This is a genomic window from Enterococcus sp. DIV0236 (genome assembly GCF_050558525.1).
Taxonomy (GTDB): Bacteria; Bacillota; Bacilli; order Lactobacillales; family Enterococcaceae; genus Enterococcus; species Enterococcus faecalis.
On record NZ_CP187891.1, the window covers coordinates 1,223,102 to 1,238,829 of the forward strand.

At 37.2% G+C, this 15,728-nt stretch carries 16 protein-coding genes and 1 other annotated feature; of the genes, 12 read left to right on the forward strand and 4 right to left on the reverse strand.

Annotation, left to right across the window (positions count from 1 at the left end):
- Nucleotides 1-9: 9 nt before the first annotated feature.
- Nucleotides 10-1,296: an NAD(P)/FAD-dependent oxidoreductase gene (locus IGK27_RS06025; protein ID WP_002357691.1), complete on the reverse strand. Its 1,287-nt coding sequence runs from the start codon at nt 1,294-1,296 to the stop codon at nt 10-12.
- A 121-nt stretch (nt 1,297-1,417) separates the two neighbouring features.
- A complete protein-coding gene (locus IGK27_RS06030) occupies nt 1,418-2,476 on the reverse strand; it encodes a type I restriction endonuclease (RefSeq protein ID WP_002357690.1) in 1,059 nt (352 codons plus the stop codon).
- Between the two features lie 239 nt (nt 2,477-2,715).
- Here IGK27_RS06030 and gdhA point away from each other — a divergent pair, with 239 nt between their 5' ends.
- Nucleotides 2,716-4,062, forward strand: coding sequence for an NADP-specific glutamate dehydrogenase (gdhA, locus tag IGK27_RS06035; RefSeq protein WP_002357689.1), 1,347 nt, complete (start codon nt 2,716-2,718; stop codon nt 4,060-4,062).
- 181 nt (nt 4,063-4,243) lie between these two features.
- The gene (locus IGK27_RS06040) at nt 4,244-5,593 is read left to right on the forward strand and encodes a glucose-6-phosphate isomerase (protein WP_002357685.1); all 1,350 of its coding nucleotides are present in this window, start codon (nt 4,244-4,246) and stop codon (nt 5,591-5,593) included.
- Between the two features lie 65 nt (nt 5,594-5,658).
- Here IGK27_RS06040 and IGK27_RS06045 read toward each other — a convergent pair whose 3' ends face one another.
- Together IGK27_RS06045 and nrdI are read right to left on the reverse strand one after the other, a co-directional pair.
- Entirely contained in the window at nt 5,659-5,838 is a 180-nt protein-coding gene (locus IGK27_RS06045; RefSeq protein WP_002357684.1) for a hypothetical protein, read from the reverse strand.
- A gap of 58 nt (nt 5,839-5,896) precedes the next feature.
- Complete coding sequence (gene nrdI, locus IGK27_RS06050) at nt 5,897-6,340, reverse strand: class Ib ribonucleoside-diphosphate reductase assembly flavoprotein NrdI (RefSeq protein WP_002385930.1); 444 nt, start codon at nt 6,338-6,340, stop codon at nt 5,897-5,899.
- 208 nt (nt 6,341-6,548) lie between these two features.
- Nucleotides 6,549-6,596 (forward strand) — a sequence feature (sodium ion sensor (DUF1646 type); this cis-regulatory element may regulate processes involved in with the transportation of sodium ions).
- 116 nt (nt 6,597-6,712) lie between these two features.
- On the opposite strand from nrdI, the gene IGK27_RS06055 reads away from it, so the two are divergent.
- From IGK27_RS06055 to IGK27_RS06100, 10 genes are all read left to right on the forward strand, one after another.
- Nucleotides 6,713-7,036, forward strand: a complete 324-nt coding sequence (locus IGK27_RS06055) for a V-type ATPase subunit F (protein ID WP_002381927.1) — start codon at nt 6,713-6,715, stop codon at nt 7,034-7,036.
- Nucleotides 7,026-9,005, forward strand: a complete 1,980-nt coding sequence (locus IGK27_RS06060) for a V-type ATP synthase subunit I (RefSeq protein WP_002357680.1) — start codon at nt 7,026-7,028, stop codon at nt 9,003-9,005. The genes IGK27_RS06055 and IGK27_RS06060 overlap by 11 nt, the downstream gene beginning before the upstream one ends.
- Nucleotides 9,006-9,032: 27 nt before the next feature.
- The gene (locus tag IGK27_RS06065) at nt 9,033-9,506 is read left to right on the forward strand and encodes a V-type ATP synthase subunit K (protein WP_002363905.1); all 474 of its coding nucleotides are present in this window, start codon (nt 9,033-9,035) and stop codon (nt 9,504-9,506) included.
- Nucleotides 9,507-9,522: 16 nt separating this feature from the next.
- On the forward strand, nt 9,523-10,104 hold the full coding sequence (locus tag IGK27_RS06070; protein WP_002357678.1) for a V-type ATP synthase subunit E: 582 nt from the start codon (nt 9,523-9,525) through the stop codon (nt 10,102-10,104).
- 16 nt (nt 10,105-10,120) lie between these two features.
- Nucleotides 10,121-11,122 carry a V-type ATPase subunit gene (locus IGK27_RS06075; RefSeq protein ID WP_002357677.1) on the forward strand — a complete coding sequence of 334 codons (1,002 nt, stop codon included), beginning with the start codon at nt 10,121-10,123 and terminating at the stop codon, nt 11,120-11,122.
- Nucleotides 11,112-11,423, forward strand: a complete 312-nt coding sequence (locus IGK27_RS06080; protein WP_002357676.1) for a V-type ATP synthase subunit F — start codon at nt 11,112-11,114, stop codon at nt 11,421-11,423. Before IGK27_RS06075 ends, IGK27_RS06080 begins: the two co-directional genes overlap by 11 nt.
- Nucleotides 11,424-11,440: 17 nt before the next feature.
- Entirely contained in the window at nt 11,441-13,222 is a 1,782-nt protein-coding gene (locus tag IGK27_RS06085) for a V-type ATP synthase subunit A (RefSeq protein ID WP_002357675.1), read from the forward strand.
- A complete protein-coding gene (locus IGK27_RS06090) occupies nt 13,215-14,591 on the forward strand; it encodes a V-type ATP synthase subunit B (protein WP_002357674.1) in 1,377 nt (458 codons plus the stop codon). The genes IGK27_RS06085 and IGK27_RS06090 overlap by 8 nt, the downstream gene beginning before the upstream one ends.
- A gap of 4 nt (nt 14,592-14,595) precedes the next feature.
- On the forward strand, nt 14,596-15,231 hold the full coding sequence (locus tag IGK27_RS06095) for a V-type ATP synthase subunit D (protein ID WP_002357673.1): 636 nt from the start codon (nt 14,596-14,598) through the stop codon (nt 15,229-15,231).
- Nucleotides 15,232-15,305: 74 nt separating this feature from the next.
- Complete coding sequence (locus IGK27_RS06100) at nt 15,306-15,695, forward strand: hypothetical protein (protein ID WP_002357671.1); 390 nt, start codon at nt 15,306-15,308, stop codon at nt 15,693-15,695.
- Nucleotides 15,696-15,728 lie beyond the last annotated feature (33 nt).

Sequence of the window (15,728 nt, forward strand, 5' to 3'; positions counted from 1 at the left end):
ACTTTTTGTTTAGACTTCTTCAATTGGTAAATAGGTGTATTCTGCAATTTCTGCGGCATGGGAGCCAGCAACATGTCCAGTGACAAATGCAGCTGTAACATTGTAGCCTCCAGTATAGCCATTAATATCTAAAAGTTCACCAGCAAAAAATAAACCATTGACTAATTTGCTCTCCATTGTTTTAGGGGTCACTTCTTTGAGGGAAATCCCACCGCCTGTGACAAAAGATTTTTCCAAAGGCAATGTTTTCGTAACAGTGAACTGAAAGTCTTTCAGTAGTTCCACAAAGGAAAGACGTTGCTTTTCTGTCAGTTGTTTGGCAGGCACTTCTTCAATTGCTAGTTTCTCTAGATAAAAAGTAAGCAGACGTTCTGGTATTAAAGAATGAAAGGCATTTTTTGCCACTTTATTTGGCTGTTCCTCAATCATGTAATCAACATTTTTCAGCACTTCTTCAAAAGATTTTGTCGGAAACACATCCAAGGCTACCGTGACAGGTTGATTACCGTTGCGAGTTAATTCTTGATTAATAAAACTAGAACAGCGGAGCGCGGCAGGTCCTGAAATGCCAAAATGTGTAAACAGCATATCCATTTGATGATTAACTAAAGGTTTTCCTTTTTGGTTCAAAACAGTTAAATTAACATCTTGTAAAGAGAGACCTTGCAACGTTTTATCAAGGATAAAAGGTTCTTCAGAAATAATAGGTGATTCGGTAGGGTAGAGTGGGCTGATGGTATGCCCCATTTTTTTGGCTAGTTTATAGCCATCACCAGTTGCTCCTGTGGAAGGATAAGTGCGGCCGCCAGTTGTTAATACAACACACGGCGCATAAATTTTTTCCAGTTCGGTTTCAACGCCAATTATTTGATCGTCTTTTCGTAGTAATTTTGTGACCTGTGTTTTTGTAAAAACAGTGACTCCTAATTCGTTAATGCGGTTAAATAGCGCATCAACAATTGACTTCGATTTATCTGTAACAGGGAACATGCGTCCGTGATCTTCTTCTTTTAAGTGAATACCATTGGATTCAAAAAAGTTCATGATATCATAGTTATCAAATTGTGAAAATGCGCTGTATAAAAATTTTCCATTTCCAGGAATAAATGAAATGATTTCTTCTGCGGGCCGATTATTAGTTACATTACAGCGGCCGCCACCAGTCATTAATAATTTTTTCCCAACACGGCGATTTTTTTCAATCAATAATACTTGAGCGCCTGCTTCTGCAGCCGCAATCGTGGCCATCATACCACTCGTCCCAGCGCCGACAATAATTACATCAAATTTCTTCATAGTTCTCCTCCAATTCAATAGGTAGTGTACCATAATTACGGGATTTTTTCTGGATTTAAGGAAAAAATAAATAAAACTAAGGAACCAGCTAATTGAAAATTTACTAACTGGCTCCTTAGTTTTATAAGAACTCGTTTACAATTTTTATTATTTTTTCTGAATGATTAGACACATCTAATGGTGATTCGATTGAAATTAATTCTTTTAATCCGTTGTTTAGTTCTATTTTCATACCATTATTATTCATGTAAAATCTTAAAATCCATTTTCTGATATTATTATCTAGGAGTACATTAAAGTAACTTTTATTATCTCGGTAAAATATCCTATCCAACACTACTGTATCTTTTAAAATGAGTTTAGAAATTGTGTAAACTTCTAATTCTTCAGGAGTAGTAACTATATTATTCTCGATTTCATCTTCAGGCTGTTCAGACAAATCATCTTCTTTGTCCGAAACAGAAGTATTTAATGCAGCACTTAACTTTTCATTTACTTTTTCATTGATAAATTGATTTATTCCTTTTTTTATTATAGGTGTAAACTTATCTAATGTTTGTTTAGTTTTTACTCCGCCATAAATTTCTCCAACAAAATATTTTACAAAATCTTCTGAAGGGTCTAAAAGCTGATCTGATAAGAAAGCTTTAAATTTATTTAAATATTTCAATTCAGAAGCGCTACTTGTAATTTTATCAATATCAAATGTGTCTTTATGGAATTTAGCAATTTCTGGTATTTGTGTATCCTTCAAATTAGTTATATCAATAGTTAAAAATGGAGAGACGTCCATTTTGTTGGGTTCTTCCAAATCGGTAAAAAATTTATATTCTTTACCATTTGTTAATATTCCAAATTTTGATGTCGTAGTCCCAAAATATCTAAATAATTGAGAATCATGTTTTGTTAATTGTTCGTTGACAGATTTTGCTTCAATTAACATAGTAGGAATACTATCAATTACTATCGCATAATCTACTTTTTCCCCTTTCTTAATCCCTACATCAGCAGTAAATTCTGGAACGAATTCCAAAGGATTAAAAATGTCATAACCCAGTATTTGAAAGAAGGGCATAATTAAAGAAGTTTTGGTTGCTTCTTCGGTAGCAATATTTTCCTTTAATTTTGTTACTCTTTTACCTAACGATTTTAAATCATCTTTAAATTTTTCCATTTCCATAAATATTCCTCTTTTCTTTAAATACATCTTGATGTATAAGAGTGTATTTAATGCAAAATATCAACAAATTTTTATCTTTGCTTACTAATTTTATATTACATACTTTACAAAAATATGTCAACGCTTTCATTAGCGCAATAAAAATGCAAAAAAGAAATAAATAAAAAAATAAACGTTTGACTATGGTAATTTTTGAATTTTCAGTTAAAATAAACCTATAACAATGAGAGGATGATTAAATGGACGCAAAACAATATGTTAAAAATATTCAAGAAAAGATTCACCAATTAGACCAAGGTCAAACAGAATATTTACAAGCAGTCGATGAGTTTTTACCAACCGTAGAAGGTTTTTTAGAAAAAAATCCTCAATACATTGAAGCAAATGTTTTAGGTGTCTTGATTGAACCTGAACGTATTTTTCAATTTCGTGTGCCGTGGCAAGATGACCAGGGCAATTGGCATGTGAACAGAGGCTATCGTGTCCAATATAATTCAGCGATTGGGCCATACAAAGGTGGTTTGCGGTTTCATCCAAGTGTGAATTTAAGTGTGATGAAGTTTTTGGCCTTTGAACAAATTTTTAAAAATAGTTTAACTGGTTTGCCAATCGGTGGCGGCAAAGGCGGTAGTGATTTTGATCCAAAAGGTAAGTCAAATGCTGAAGTGATGCGCTTTTGTCAAAGTTTCATGACCGAACTTCAAAAACATATTGGTCCAAGTACAGATGTTCCAGCAGGCGATATTGGCGTAGGCGCTCGTGAAATTGGTTATTTGTTTGGCATGTATAAACGCTTGCGCAACTATGATGCAGGAGTGTTGACTGGAAAACCTTTAGGATACTGGGGAAGCCAAGCAAGAACAGAAGCGACGGGTTATGGAACGGTTTATTTTGTTAAACATTTATTAGCAGATAAAAACGATACGTTTGAAGGCAAAAAAGTCGCTGTTTCTGGTAGCGGGAATGTCGCAATTTATGCCATGGAAAAAGCAACTGAGCTAGGCGCCACAGTAATCACATGTTCCGATTCGTCTGGTTTTGTTTATGATCCAGAAGGAATTGATGTGGCGTTAGTAAAAGAACTAAAAGAAAAAAATCGTGAACGCATTTCAAAATATGTTGAAACACGTAAAGGCGCAACTTATTATGATAAAGAATCTGTTTGGGATTTCGAAACAGCGTATGACATTGCGTTACCATGTGCAACACAAAATGAAATCAACGAAAAGCAAGCCGCTATTTTAGTGAAAAACGGAGTGAAAGTCGTGGCAGAAGGCGCAAATATGCCTTGTACACTAGAAGCAGTCGCCGTTTTTGCTAAATCAGCTGTAATTTATTGTCCAGGCAAAGCCGCTAATGCTGGTGGTGTTGCGGTTTCTGCATTAGAGATGAGCCAAAATGCTGAACGTTTAGCTTGGTCCTTTGAAAAAGTTGACGGTATGCTAGATCAAATTATGCAAAACATTTATGAGACTTGTCGTGATACAGCTAACGAATATCAGGCACGAGATAACTTTGTTTTAGGTGCGAATATTGCTGGCTTTGAAAAAGTAGCGGCAGCGATGCTAAGTCAAGGACTCGTTTAATAACAAAAAATGCTAGGATTTCCTAGCATTTTTTCTTGGTTTGTTTGATTAAGAGAATAAATATCTCTAATTAAATAGTTAAAATTAAACAATTGGTCTATCCAAAAGAATTTGCTTGAAAAAATGTCTAAAAACACGTAAAGTATACATGTAGTAAGTTTACTTTCGAGGAGGAAAAGGAATGTCACACATTCAATTAGATTATTCCAAATTAGCACCATTTGTTGCTGACCATGAATTGGAATACATGCAAACACAAGTCACTGCAGTGGACAAAGCATTACGTGAAGGTACAGGAGCTGGTAATGATTTTACTGGCTGGATTGATTTACCAGAAAACTATGACAAAGAAGAATTCGCGCGCATTAAAAAAGCAGCAGCAAAAATTCAATCTGACTCTGAGGTATTAGTAGTCATTGGTATCGGTGGTTCATATTTAGGTGCCCGTGCAGCAATTGAATTTTTGACACATTCATTTAATAATCTATTATCAAAAGAAGAACGGAAAGCGCCACAAATCTTCTTTGCTGGAAATAGCATCAGCTCAACTTATTTAGCTGATTTAATCAATGTGATTGGTGATCGTGATTTTTCTGTCAACGTTATTTCAAAATCTGGAACTACGACAGAACCAGCGATTGCTTTCCGCGTCTTTAAAGAGTTATTAATTAATAAATATGGCAAAGAAGAAGCCAATAAACGTATTTATGCGACAACTGACCGTGCTAAAGGAGCAGTAAAAGTTGAAGCCGATGCGGAAGGTTGGGAAACATTTGTGATTCCTGATGATGTGGGCGGCCGTTTCACTGTTTTAACGCCAGTAGGTCTTTTACCAATCGCTGTTAGCGGTGCGGATATTGATCGTTTAATGGAAGGTGCAAATGATGCCCGTAAAGAATACGGCGCAACGAGCGACTTAAAAGAAAACCAAGCCTATCAATATGCTGCGTTACGTAACATTTTATATCGTAAAGGTAAAACAACTGAAATGTTAATTAACTATGAGCCTGGTATGCACTATTTCTCTGAATGGTGGAAACAATTATACGGTGAATCAGAAGGAAAAGATGGCAAAGGTATTTTCCCAGCAGCCGCAGACTTTTCAACTGACTTACATTCCATGGGTCAATATGTTCAAGAAGGTATGCGTAACTTATTTGAAACAGTGGTTAAAATTGAAAATCCACGCCATAGCATTTCAATTCCAGAACAAAATGAAGATCTAGATGGCCTAGGCTATTTACAAGGAAAAGAAATTGACTTCGTCAATACAAAAGCGTTCGAAGGTACGTTGCTTGCTCACACAGATGGTGGTGTGCCAAACATGATCGTTAAAGTGCCAACAATGGATGCTTATTCATTAGGTTATGTTATGTACTTCTTCGAAATTGCGGTGGGCATCTCAGGTTACTTAAATGGGGTTAATCCATTTGACCAACCAGGTGTTGAAGCTTACAAACGCAACATGTTCGCTTTATTAGGTAAACCAGGTTTTGAAGAATTAGCAAAAGATTTAAATGCACGCCTATAATTTGTAAATAACAGAAGAAAAGAGCCAGAAACGTAAGTGTTTCTGGCTCTTTTCTTCTGTTTAAATTATTTTTCCAATGGTTCGTTCCATTTTTTAGGACTCCAAATAGTTCCTTCCAATGCAACTTGAAGACTTTCATTATCATCTTCTAATTGTTCAATATATTTGATGGTTTCCTCGATAATAAAAGAATTGGGCTCTTCGCTGATTGACTGAAGTTGTTCTGCTAACCATGTATTTCTCATTTTTCTTCACCTCAAAATGTAGTCTATCATAGGTGAGCTTTTTAGTAATGAAACTTGCTTATTGGTTTTTCTTTAAAATAGCATAAATTCGTTCAATATCCGCTTGGGTGCCTCTTAATTCATAGTCAGCTAAGAAGGGAAAGTTAAATTGTTCCGCATACTGTTTAGCTGTCAGGCAGTATTGGTGGTTAAAGTTTTTATTGCCGCTGCCCACCACGCCAGAGCAATAACGATAATTATTTTCAAAAGCAAGATATTCTCGCATGACTTCTGTTAAAATTTCGGTATTGCCGTTGTTGATGCCATCGCCACCATCTAAATAGGTAGGCACAAAGGTAAAAAATGGTTCTGTTTCTACTTCTAACGGAGAATTTTCCGAAATTTCTTTGAAAGTAATCGTAGGATTTTTTTCGTTGTGCTGATGTTGCTCTTCAGCATAAGTTGTTAAACGTTGAACAAATGAGCGTGTATTACCAGAGATTGAAATATATCGTATATTCATCAGACATCCCTCCAAATAAATTTAATTGTTTACGTAAGTATAGCACATCTATGTGAAAAAAATTCAAGATCAATAATTATAAAGCGAAAAAAATAATGCCTTTTTATTACCTATTATAAAAGTGAAAATTTGTTATTTTAATTCATTTGGGTAAGTATTGAATTTTGCGAAAAACTTTGCTAAGATGGTAGAGTATTGAATAAAGAATGGTTGGGCGAAAGCTTCAAGGATTCAGTTCTTCAAGGGGTGAGAAGAACAATTTTTGAGTTTGCGCCTTTTTGCATACCTAAAACAAAAGGGCTGAGCGTATCTCTATTTCGCTAGTCCTTTTTCTTATATGCTAAAGGTGTAAAAACTAAGGAGGTGGAGACAATGGTACAAGAAGTACTAGAGCAAATCAAGGCAGCGGAAGATGCGGTGGAAGAGCATCGGCAACAAGCTAAGATGAATTGTCGTTTATATGAAGAACAGAAGCAAGAACGTTTAGCTGAACTACGTCAAGAGAGTGAAGAAGCTGTTGAAAAAGTGCTGACGGATTCACTAGCAACGCAAGAAAAGATGTTACAACTTGAAAAAGAACAACTTTTAGATGAAACAAAGCGCACTGAACAAGCGCTTCACGAACGTTACGAAGCGAACAAAGAACAAGTCATTGATTCAATTATTGAGAGGGTGAAAGACGTTTATGGCAGTTAGTAAAATGGAAAAAATGACAATAATTGCCGCTGCCGAAAAAGAAGCAGCAATTCTACAAGCCATTCAAGGCTTGCAAATTGTCGAAGTAAAACGGATTTTTCATTCGCCTGAAGAAGAACAAGCCTTAAAGAGTCAATATTCTTTTTTACAAGCAGAACAGTCAACTGAACAGCTACGTAAATATGAAACGATGCTACAACAATTGCAAGAGCTTCTTTTATTTTTGACACGCTCTTCAGGAAAAGGGTTAAAGATAAAAAGAAAAGTCTATACCTTAGAAGAGTTGGAACAAACCTTTGATGAAGAAACATTACAAAGCTATTTGACGGAATTAAAGAATATTCAAGAATCTTTGAAACAAATTCAAACGGATCGTCAAGGGTTAGAAGCAGAAGAAGAATTATTAGGCCGCTGGCAATATCTGGATGTTCTACCACACAAACAGCAGTTAAAAAGTAGTTATGTCGTTCATGGTTCGATAAATCTAGCCAATAAAGCCAGTTTCTTGAGCGCTTTGTCTCAATGGCCAACGGTTTATTTTGAAGAAATTTATCAAAGTATGCATCATAGTTACTTTACACTCGTTTACCTGAAGGAACATCAGCAGAGTGTAACCGAGTTATTAAACCAATATAGTTTTGAACCACTCCAATACCGTTATGATGTTCCGCCTAAAGAGGCATATCAACAAGTCAAAGAACGATATGAAATTTTACAAAAAGAAGAAAAAGCCTTAAAGCAACAACTGGCTTCTTATCATGATTTCTATGAAACGTTTTGCTTGGCTGAAGAAGTCTTATTGGCGGTTATCCAAAGAGAACAAGCACGTCAACATTTGTTAAATGCTTCATCATTTTTCATCTTGCAAACGTGGATTCCAGTCGAAGAAAAAGCCGAGATTTTGACAGCGATTGAAGAAAAAGTTCCTAAGGACGAAATAGCTCTTACTTTTGAAAATCCTACGAAGGCGGAAATTGAGACGGATATACCAGTTAAACTAGCGAATAATAAATTGGTGCAGCCGTTTGAAATGTTAACAGAGATGTATAGCTTACCAAAATATGAAGAAGTTGATCCGACACCTGCGATGATGCCGTTTTATCTAGTCTTTTTTGGCATGATGGTAGCGGATATTGGCTATGGCTTACTGATGCTACTCTTGTCTATTATTGCTTTGAAAGCATTTGTTTTACCGAGAGGCATGAAACGTTTTGCCGACTTTTTCTTGATTTTATCATTTCCAACAATTATTTGGGGCTTCATTTACGGTTCGTTTTTCGGTGCAGCATTACCGCCAACAATGTTTGGAATCAAATCACCATTTCCGATTTTATCAACGACCGAAGATGTAAATACGATTCTTATTTTATCGGTTATTTTTGGGTTTATCCAATTGGTTGTCGGTTTAATGATTAATGGGATTCAGTTATCAAAACAAAAGCGCTATTTAGATAGTATTAACGAAAGTTACGCTTGGTTAGGGATTTTGTTTGGTTTAGCATTGTTAGTCGTTGGTAAATTAGTGGTTAAAAATGAAGGCTTATTTACAGCAGGTGCAATTTTAGCTAGCCTTTCTGCCATTGCAATTATTGTGATTCCAATGATTCAATCGAAGGCCAAATTAAAAGGTTTAGCCAAAGGACTGTATGGACTATACGGTGTGACAGGTTATGTCGGTGATTTAGTTAGTTATACACGTTTGATGGCGTTAGGAATTGCTGGGGGAAGTATTGCTTCAGCGTTTAATATGCTCGTTGAGTTCATGCCGCCAGTTGCCCGTTTTAGCGTGGGCATCTTGCTGTTAATTGTTTTACATGCGTTAAACATATTCTTATCGTTATTAGGTGCTTATGTTCATGGCGCACGTTTGCAATATGTTGAGTTCTTTGGAAAATTTTACACAGGCGGTGGCCGGGCGTTTAATCCGCTAAAAACAAAAGAAAAGTATGTCAATGTTGAGAAAAAATAGAAAATTATTTATTGGAGGAAAATAGAGATGATGGATTACTTAATTAATAATAATGGTGGAATTGTTTTTGCAGTATTAGGAATGGCAATGGCGACAATTTTTGCTGGGATTGGATCAGCCAAAGGGGTTGGCTTTACTGGGGAAGCAGCAGCAGCTTTAACGACTGAGCAGCCAGAAAAATTTGGTCAAGCGTTAATTTTACAGTTATTACCAGGTACACAAGGACTATACGGTTTCGTTATTGCTTTCTTAATTTATATTAACTTAGGAAACGATATGAGTATGGTTCAAGGATTGAACTATTTTGTAGCAGCTTTACCGATTGCCTTTGCTGGATTGTTCTCTGGGATTGCCCAAGGTCGTGTAGCCGCTGCGGGGATCCAAATTTTAGCGAAGAAACCAGAACATGCAACAAAAGGAATTATCTATGCTGCCATGGTTGAAACTTATGCCATCTTAGGGTTCGTAATTTCCTTCTTACTTGTATTGAACGTCAAATAATTGAGGAGGCAGATGGATGGATGCCATTGAAAAAATCATCAGTGAAATTAAGCAGCAAGGAAAGCAAGAAGTCGAAGCCTATGTCACCAGTGAACAAACGCGCATCGATCAAGAATTCCAAGCAGCACAACAAGAAATTTTGCTGAAGCAAGAACATGAAATAGAAAAACGACAACAACAATTATTAAAAGAATTTAAACAACGCCAACAACGGCAAACACTAGAAATTCGTCAGGATGCATTAAATAAAAAACAAGCATATCTTAACCAATTATTTGATGAAGTGGTCTTAAAGATGAGTGAATGGTCAGCGGAAGAATTTCAAGAATTCATGAAAGCACAATTAGGTTCACTTGAATTAACAGGAAAAGCAACCATTCTTTTAGGCGAGTATTCTCAAACGAAAGTGACGCAAGAATGGCTGACCGCCCTTTCTGATGCTACTGTTCAATGGGAGCTTTCAGAGGAAGTTGTTCCAAAAGAAAGTGGCTTTATCGTTGCAAAAGACGGTTTGGATTATAATTTTCTCTTTTCAGCATTAGTTGAAGAGATTCAAAAAACAGAAGGCTTTAAAGTAGCAGAAAAACTTTTCAGTTAAGAAGGGAGGACGTAGCATGAGAAAACCAACGTATCATCAAATTAATCCGCTGATTCGTTTAAAAGAAACGGAGCTGCTTTCTGAGCAACAGTTTCAACAACTTTTAGAAGCGGAAACAGTTGAAGACGTTAAAAATATGTTAAAAAGTACGGTTTATCAACCTTATTTAACCGAAACTTTTGAAGAAAAATTTGACTACCATTCTTCTGAAGCGCTGGGAAATCTTTATCGCTGGTTATATGAAATGGCTCCAGAACCAGCTGTAGTAACGTTGTATACGATGCGTTTTACCTTCCATAACTTGAAAATTTTGACGAAAGCTGAGCGAACAGGTAAAGATTTTGATTATCTTTATTTAGAAGATGGTCGTTATTCTCTAAACACAGTCAAAAGTGCCATTCATACAAAAAACTCTTCCGAACTTGAGCCAGCATTATTAGAAGTGATCCGTGATGTTTTTGCTTATCTGGAAGAAGGCGGTTTGCCGCAAGCAATTGATATCCTTTATGATCGAGCATTTTTACAGCAACAGCGAAAATTAGCGGATGAATTGGGCTATGAAGAGTTAACGAAGGAAGTCATCGCTTTTATTGATTTAACCAATCTATCAACGATGGCTAGAGGGATTGTTCAACATCAAAACAGTAACTTTTTATCAACCGTGCTTTCTAGCGCTGGCAGTCTCTCAAAGAAAGAGCTGTTGACCTATGCGGAAAAGTCACTTGTAGAATTTACAGCATTTGTCAGAACAACGAATTACGGACAACTATTAGAAAAGATTATCAATAAAGAAACCAATGAATTAAATTTATTGGCTTTTGAAAAACTCAAAGATGATTACCTGACCTCAATGTATGAAAACGGTCGGACGGTTGCTTTTGGGCCGCTCCCATTACTAGCCTTTTTGAATGCGAAAGAAGTTGAATGGAAAAATTTGCGTTTAATTTTGGTCGGAAAACATAGTGGGTTTTCAAATGAAAAAATTCGAGAAAGGATGCGAAAAGTCAATGGGGTATAAAATTGGTGTCATTGGAGACAAAAATTCAATCTTACCATTTAAACTGTTTGGCTTTGAGGTCCATCATGCCATTTCAGAAATGCAAGTTAGAGAAGCCATTGAAACTATGGCAAAAAATAAGTTTGGGGTCATTTTCATAACGGAAGAAGCCTCTACTTTAGCAGAAGAAACGATTGAACGATACAAAGAACAAGTGACACCAGCGATTATTTTAATCCCAAGTCATAATGGTACAATCGGAATCGGTTTAAGTGAGATTGAAAAAAATGTTGAAAAAGCAATTGGACAAAATATTTTATAATGCAAAGGAGAATGAGCGTGCAAATTGGAAAAATTGTCAAAGTTTCAGGTCCTTTGATTTTAGCTGAAAACATGTCAGATGCTAGTATCCAAGACATTTGTCATGTAGGAGATTTAGGCGTTATCGGAGAGATTATTGAAATGCGAGGCGACGTCGCTTCGATTCAAGTATATGAAGAAACAACAGGCATTGGACCAGGAGAACCAGTTATTTCAACAGGAGAACCATTATCTGTTGAATTAGCCCCAGGTTTAATTGCCGAAATGTTTGATGGTATTCAACGACCATTGGATACATTTCAAGAAGTAACCCACAGTAACTTTTTAGGCCGTGGCGTTAAAATTGATGCGTTAGATCGTGAGAAAAAATGGACGTTTGAACCAACTGTGGCAGTTGGTGAAGAAGTGTCGGCAGGTGACATCGTCGGTGTGGTTCAAGAAACACCGATTATTCAACATAAAATTATGGTGCCTTTCGGCGTTTCAGGAACGATTGCCGAAATTAAAGCAGGTGACTTTGCCATTGATGAAACAGTTTACTCAGTGAAAACGGCTAAAGGAACGGAAAGTTTTAGCATGATGCAAAAATGGCCCGTTCGGCGGGGACGTCCCATTTTAGAAAAACTAAGTCCCAAAGTACCGATGGTGACCGGACAACGCGTAATTGATACCTTTTTCCCAATTACGAAAGGCGGAGCGGCAGCAGTTCCAGGACCATTTGGCGCAGGAAAAACAGTCGTTCAGCACCAAATTGCCAAGTGGGCCGATGTCGACTTAGTCGTTTACGTTGGTTGTGGGGAACGCGGGAATGAAATGACAGATGTTTTAAATGAATTTCCAGAATTAATTGATCCAACAACTGGTGAGTCTTTGATGAATCGGACGATTTTAATTGCGAATACGTCAAATATGCCGGTAGCGGCACGGGAAGCCTCGATTTATACAGGGATTACCATTGCAGAATATTTCCGTGATATGGGTTACTCAGTCGCAATTATGGCGGATTCTACTTCTCGTTGGGCAGAAGCGTTACGAGAAATGAGTGGCCGGTTAGAAGAAATGCCTGGTGATGAAGGCTATCCAGCCTATTTAGGTAGTCGCTTAGCTGAATATTATGAACGAGCAGGACAAGTCATCGCGTTAGGAAAAGATCATCGTGAAGGAAGCATTACGGCGATTAGTGCGGTTTCGCCATCTGGTGGGGACATATCAGAACCTGTCACACAAAATACGTTACGCGTTGTTAAAGTATTCTGGGGCTTAGATTCTCAATTAGCACAAAAACGTCATTTTCCTTCTATTAACTGGTTGCAAAGTTATTCTCTTTACTCCACAGAAGTAGGGCAATATTTAGACTTGGAATTGCAAGGAAACTGGGCCGCTATGGTAGCTGAAGGGATGCGGATTTTACAAGAGGAATCTCAACTGGAAGAAATTGTTCGTTTGGTTGGGATTGATTCCTTGTCGGATAAAGACCGTTTAACGTTGGAAACAGCCAAATCATTACGGGAAGACTATTTGCAACAAAATGCTTTTGATGACGTGGATACGTTCACTTCTCGAACCAAACAAGCGAAAATGTTGCAATTGATTCTAACTTTTGGTGAAGAAGGTCAAAAAGCCTTAAGTTTAGGCACTTATTTCTCTGAGTTAATGGCGGGAACAGTTGAAATCCGTGATCGCATTGCTCGTAGCAAGTATTTACCAGAAGAAGAATTAGAAAAATTGGATCGTTTACAAGCAGAAATTAAAACAACGATAAAAGAAATCATTGCTGAAGGAGGAATGACGAATGATTAAAGAATATCGCACAATCAATGAAGTCGTTGGTCCTCTGATGATTGTTGAAAAAGTGGCAGGCGTAAAGTACGAAGAATTAATTGAAGTACGCATGCAAAATGGCGAAATTCGCCAAGGGCAAGTTTTAGAAATCAATGGAGATAAAGCGATGGTCCAAATTTTTGAAGGAACGAGTAACATCAATATTCGTGATTCAAAAGTTCGCTTTCTGGGACATCCTTTAGAATTAGGGGTTTCGCCAGATATGATGGGGCGCGTTTTTGACGGCTTAGGTCGCTTAAAAGATAATGGACCAGAATTATTACCTGAGAAAAAATTAGATATTAACGGCGAAGTTATCAATCCAGTTGCTCGTGATTATCCCGATGAGTTCATCCAAACAGGGATTTCAGCGATTGACCATTTAAATACCTTAGTTCGTGGTCAAAAATTACCTGTTTTTTCAGCATCTGGCTTACCTCATAAAGAATTAGCGGCACAAATTGCCAGACAAGCCAACGTGTTAAATAGTGAAGAAGAATTTGCCGTAGTTTTTGCGGCCATTGGGATTACCTTTGAAGAAGCGGAATATTTTATGGAAGATTTCCGTCAAACAGGCGCAATTGATCGTTCAGTCTTGTTTATGAACTTAGCGAATGATCCAGCCATTGAACGGATTGCAACACCTAGAATGGCTTTGACAGCCGCTGAATATTTAGCTTATGAAAAGGGCATGCATGTCTTAGTTATCATGACGGATATGACAAATTATTGCGAAGCGTTGCGAGAAATTTCAGCAGCACGCCGTGAAGTTCCAGGACGTCGTGGTTACCCAGGTTATCTTTACACGAACTTAGCAACGTTGTATGAACGAGCAGGCCGAATTCGTGGCTCAAAAGGTTCCGTAACACAGATTCCTATTTTAACAATGCCAGAGGAGGATAAAACACATCCAATTCCCGATTTAACTGGCTATATTACAGAAGGGCAAATTATCTTGTCCCGGGAACTATATAAGAGTGGTATCCAACCACCAATTGATGTATTGCCATCACTTTCCCGTCTTAAAGACAAAGGAACTGGCGAAGGCAAAACGCGCGGGGATCACGCAGCGACGATGAATCAATTGTTCTCAGCCTATGCACAAGGGAAACAAGCCAAAGAATTAGCTGTCATTTTAGGAGAATCAGCTCTTTCTGATGTCGATAAAATTTACGCAGCTTTTGCCCAACGTTTTGAAGAAGAATATGTCAATCAAGGATTCGATACAAACCGTTCGATTGAAGAAACGTTAGATCTTGGGTGGGAACTATTAAGTATGCTACCGAGAACAGAACTAAAACGAATTAAAGAGGATATGCTCGATCAATATTTAACTGAAGGGAAGTAGAAAAATGGCTCGATTAAATGTTAATCCAACCCGTATGGAACTTTCCCGATTGAAAAAACAGTTAACTACGGCCACGAGAGGTCATAAGTTGCTGAAAGACAAACAAGATGAATTGATGCGACGGTTTATTGCGCTAGTCAAAGAAAACAATGAGTTACGTATTCAGGTTGAACAAGAAGTAACGGATGCGTTATCAAATTTTGTATTGGCAAACGCAACGTTGAACGAAGCCTTTATTGAAGAGTTAGTGGCAATTCCAGCCGAAAAAGTTGAATTAGAAATTATTGAACAGAACATCTTAAGTGTGCCAGTTCCTAAAATGATTTTTGATTACGATGAATCGGTTCAAGAAGCACCCTTAGATTATGGCTACGTGAATTCAAACAGCGAGCTTGATCAAGCTTTTGCTAAAATTTCAAGCATTTTACCGAAATTATTAGCACTTGCAAATGTTGAAAAGACGTGCCAATTATTATCAAAAGAAATTGAAAAAACGCGTCGTCGTGTCAACGCCTTAGAGTATATGACGATTCCACAATTAGAAGAAACAATTTACTACATTCAAATGAAATTAGAAGAAAATGAACGTGGCGAAATTACACGTTTAATTAAAATTAAAAGCATGAACAAAGAAAATTAGTGGTTAGAAAGAACGAGTGCGAAGCCAGTTGGTAGCTTTCGTGCTCGTTTTTAATAAAAAAGGGAGTGGAAAAAATGAAAAATGAAGAACGCCGCAAAGCGATTGCACTGAATTGTCAAAAATACGAAAGTGACTATGCTCGCTTGGTGGAACCAATCAATGAGCTACTGTTAAACTTGGGAGCGGCTATTTCAGAAGAAGCCGCGAAGCAAATCATTCTGAATGTAAAACGATATCATCACGGCGTGAAATATCTTCCTGAGTGTCATTTAGATGAAAGTAACCAATTTATCGAAGATGGGCTTGAAGCTCTTAAAAAGGGAGATTTAGGCAACGGTGCGTTACAACTATTTGGGGCTGGCTTAAACTTTGCTAGTTTTGCAGCAAAAGCACAAGGAACCAAAAAAATTGATGCCCACCAAATGTTGGCAGAACGTTTTACGAAGTTGTTGTCTGTAAAGTAGCCAGCTACTCATTGTGAATTTTAGTATCTGGGA

Bases quoted from the DNA above. Each gene is read 5' to 3' on its own strand.
- IGK27_RS06045 (WP_002357684.1), bottom strand. From the start codon at position 5,838: ATGAGAAATACATGGTTAGCAGAACAACTTCAGTCAATCAGCGAAGAG.
- nrdI (WP_002385930.1), bottom strand. From the start codon at position 6,340: ATGAATATACGATATATTTCAATCTCTGGTAATACACGCTCATTTGTT.
- IGK27_RS06040 (WP_002357685.1), top strand. From the start codon at position 4,244: ATGTCACACATTCAATTAGATTATTCCAAATTAGCACCATTTGTTGCT.
- gdhA (WP_002357689.1), top strand. From the start codon at position 2,716: ATGGACGCAAAACAATATGTTAAAAATATTCAAGAAAAGATTCACCAA.
- IGK27_RS06055 (WP_002381927.1), top strand. From the start codon at position 6,713: ATGGTACAAGAAGTACTAGAGCAAATCAAGGCAGCGGAAGATGCGGTG.
- IGK27_RS06070 (WP_002357678.1), top strand. From the start codon at position 9,523: ATGGATGCCATTGAAAAAATCATCAGTGAAATTAAGCAGCAAGGAAAG.
- IGK27_RS06075 (WP_002357677.1), top strand. From the start codon at position 10,121: ATGAGAAAACCAACGTATCATCAAATTAATCCGCTGATTCGTTTAAAA.
- IGK27_RS06065 (WP_002363905.1), top strand. From the start codon at position 9,033: ATGATGGATTACTTAATTAATAATAATGGTGGAATTGTTTTTGCAGTA.
- IGK27_RS06100 (WP_002357671.1), top strand. From the start codon at position 15,306: ATGAAAAATGAAGAACGCCGCAAAGCGATTGCACTGAATTGTCAAAAA.
- IGK27_RS06030 (WP_002357690.1), bottom strand. From the start codon at position 2,476: ATGGAAATGGAAAAATTTAAAGATGATTTAAAATCGTTAGGTAAAAGA.
- IGK27_RS06095 (WP_002357673.1), top strand. From the start codon at position 14,596: ATGGCTCGATTAAATGTTAATCCAACCCGTATGGAACTTTCCCGATTG.
- IGK27_RS06060 (WP_002357680.1), top strand. From the start codon at position 7,026: ATGGCAGTTAGTAAAATGGAAAAAATGACAATAATTGCCGCTGCCGAA.
- IGK27_RS06025 (WP_002357691.1), bottom strand. From the start codon at position 1,296: ATGAAGAAATTTGATGTAATTATTGTCGGCGCTGGGACGAGTGGTATG.
- IGK27_RS06090 (WP_002357674.1), top strand. From the start codon at position 13,215: ATGATTAAAGAATATCGCACAATCAATGAAGTCGTTGGTCCTCTGATG.
- IGK27_RS06080 (WP_002357676.1), top strand. From the start codon at position 11,112: ATGGGGTATAAAATTGGTGTCATTGGAGACAAAAATTCAATCTTACCA.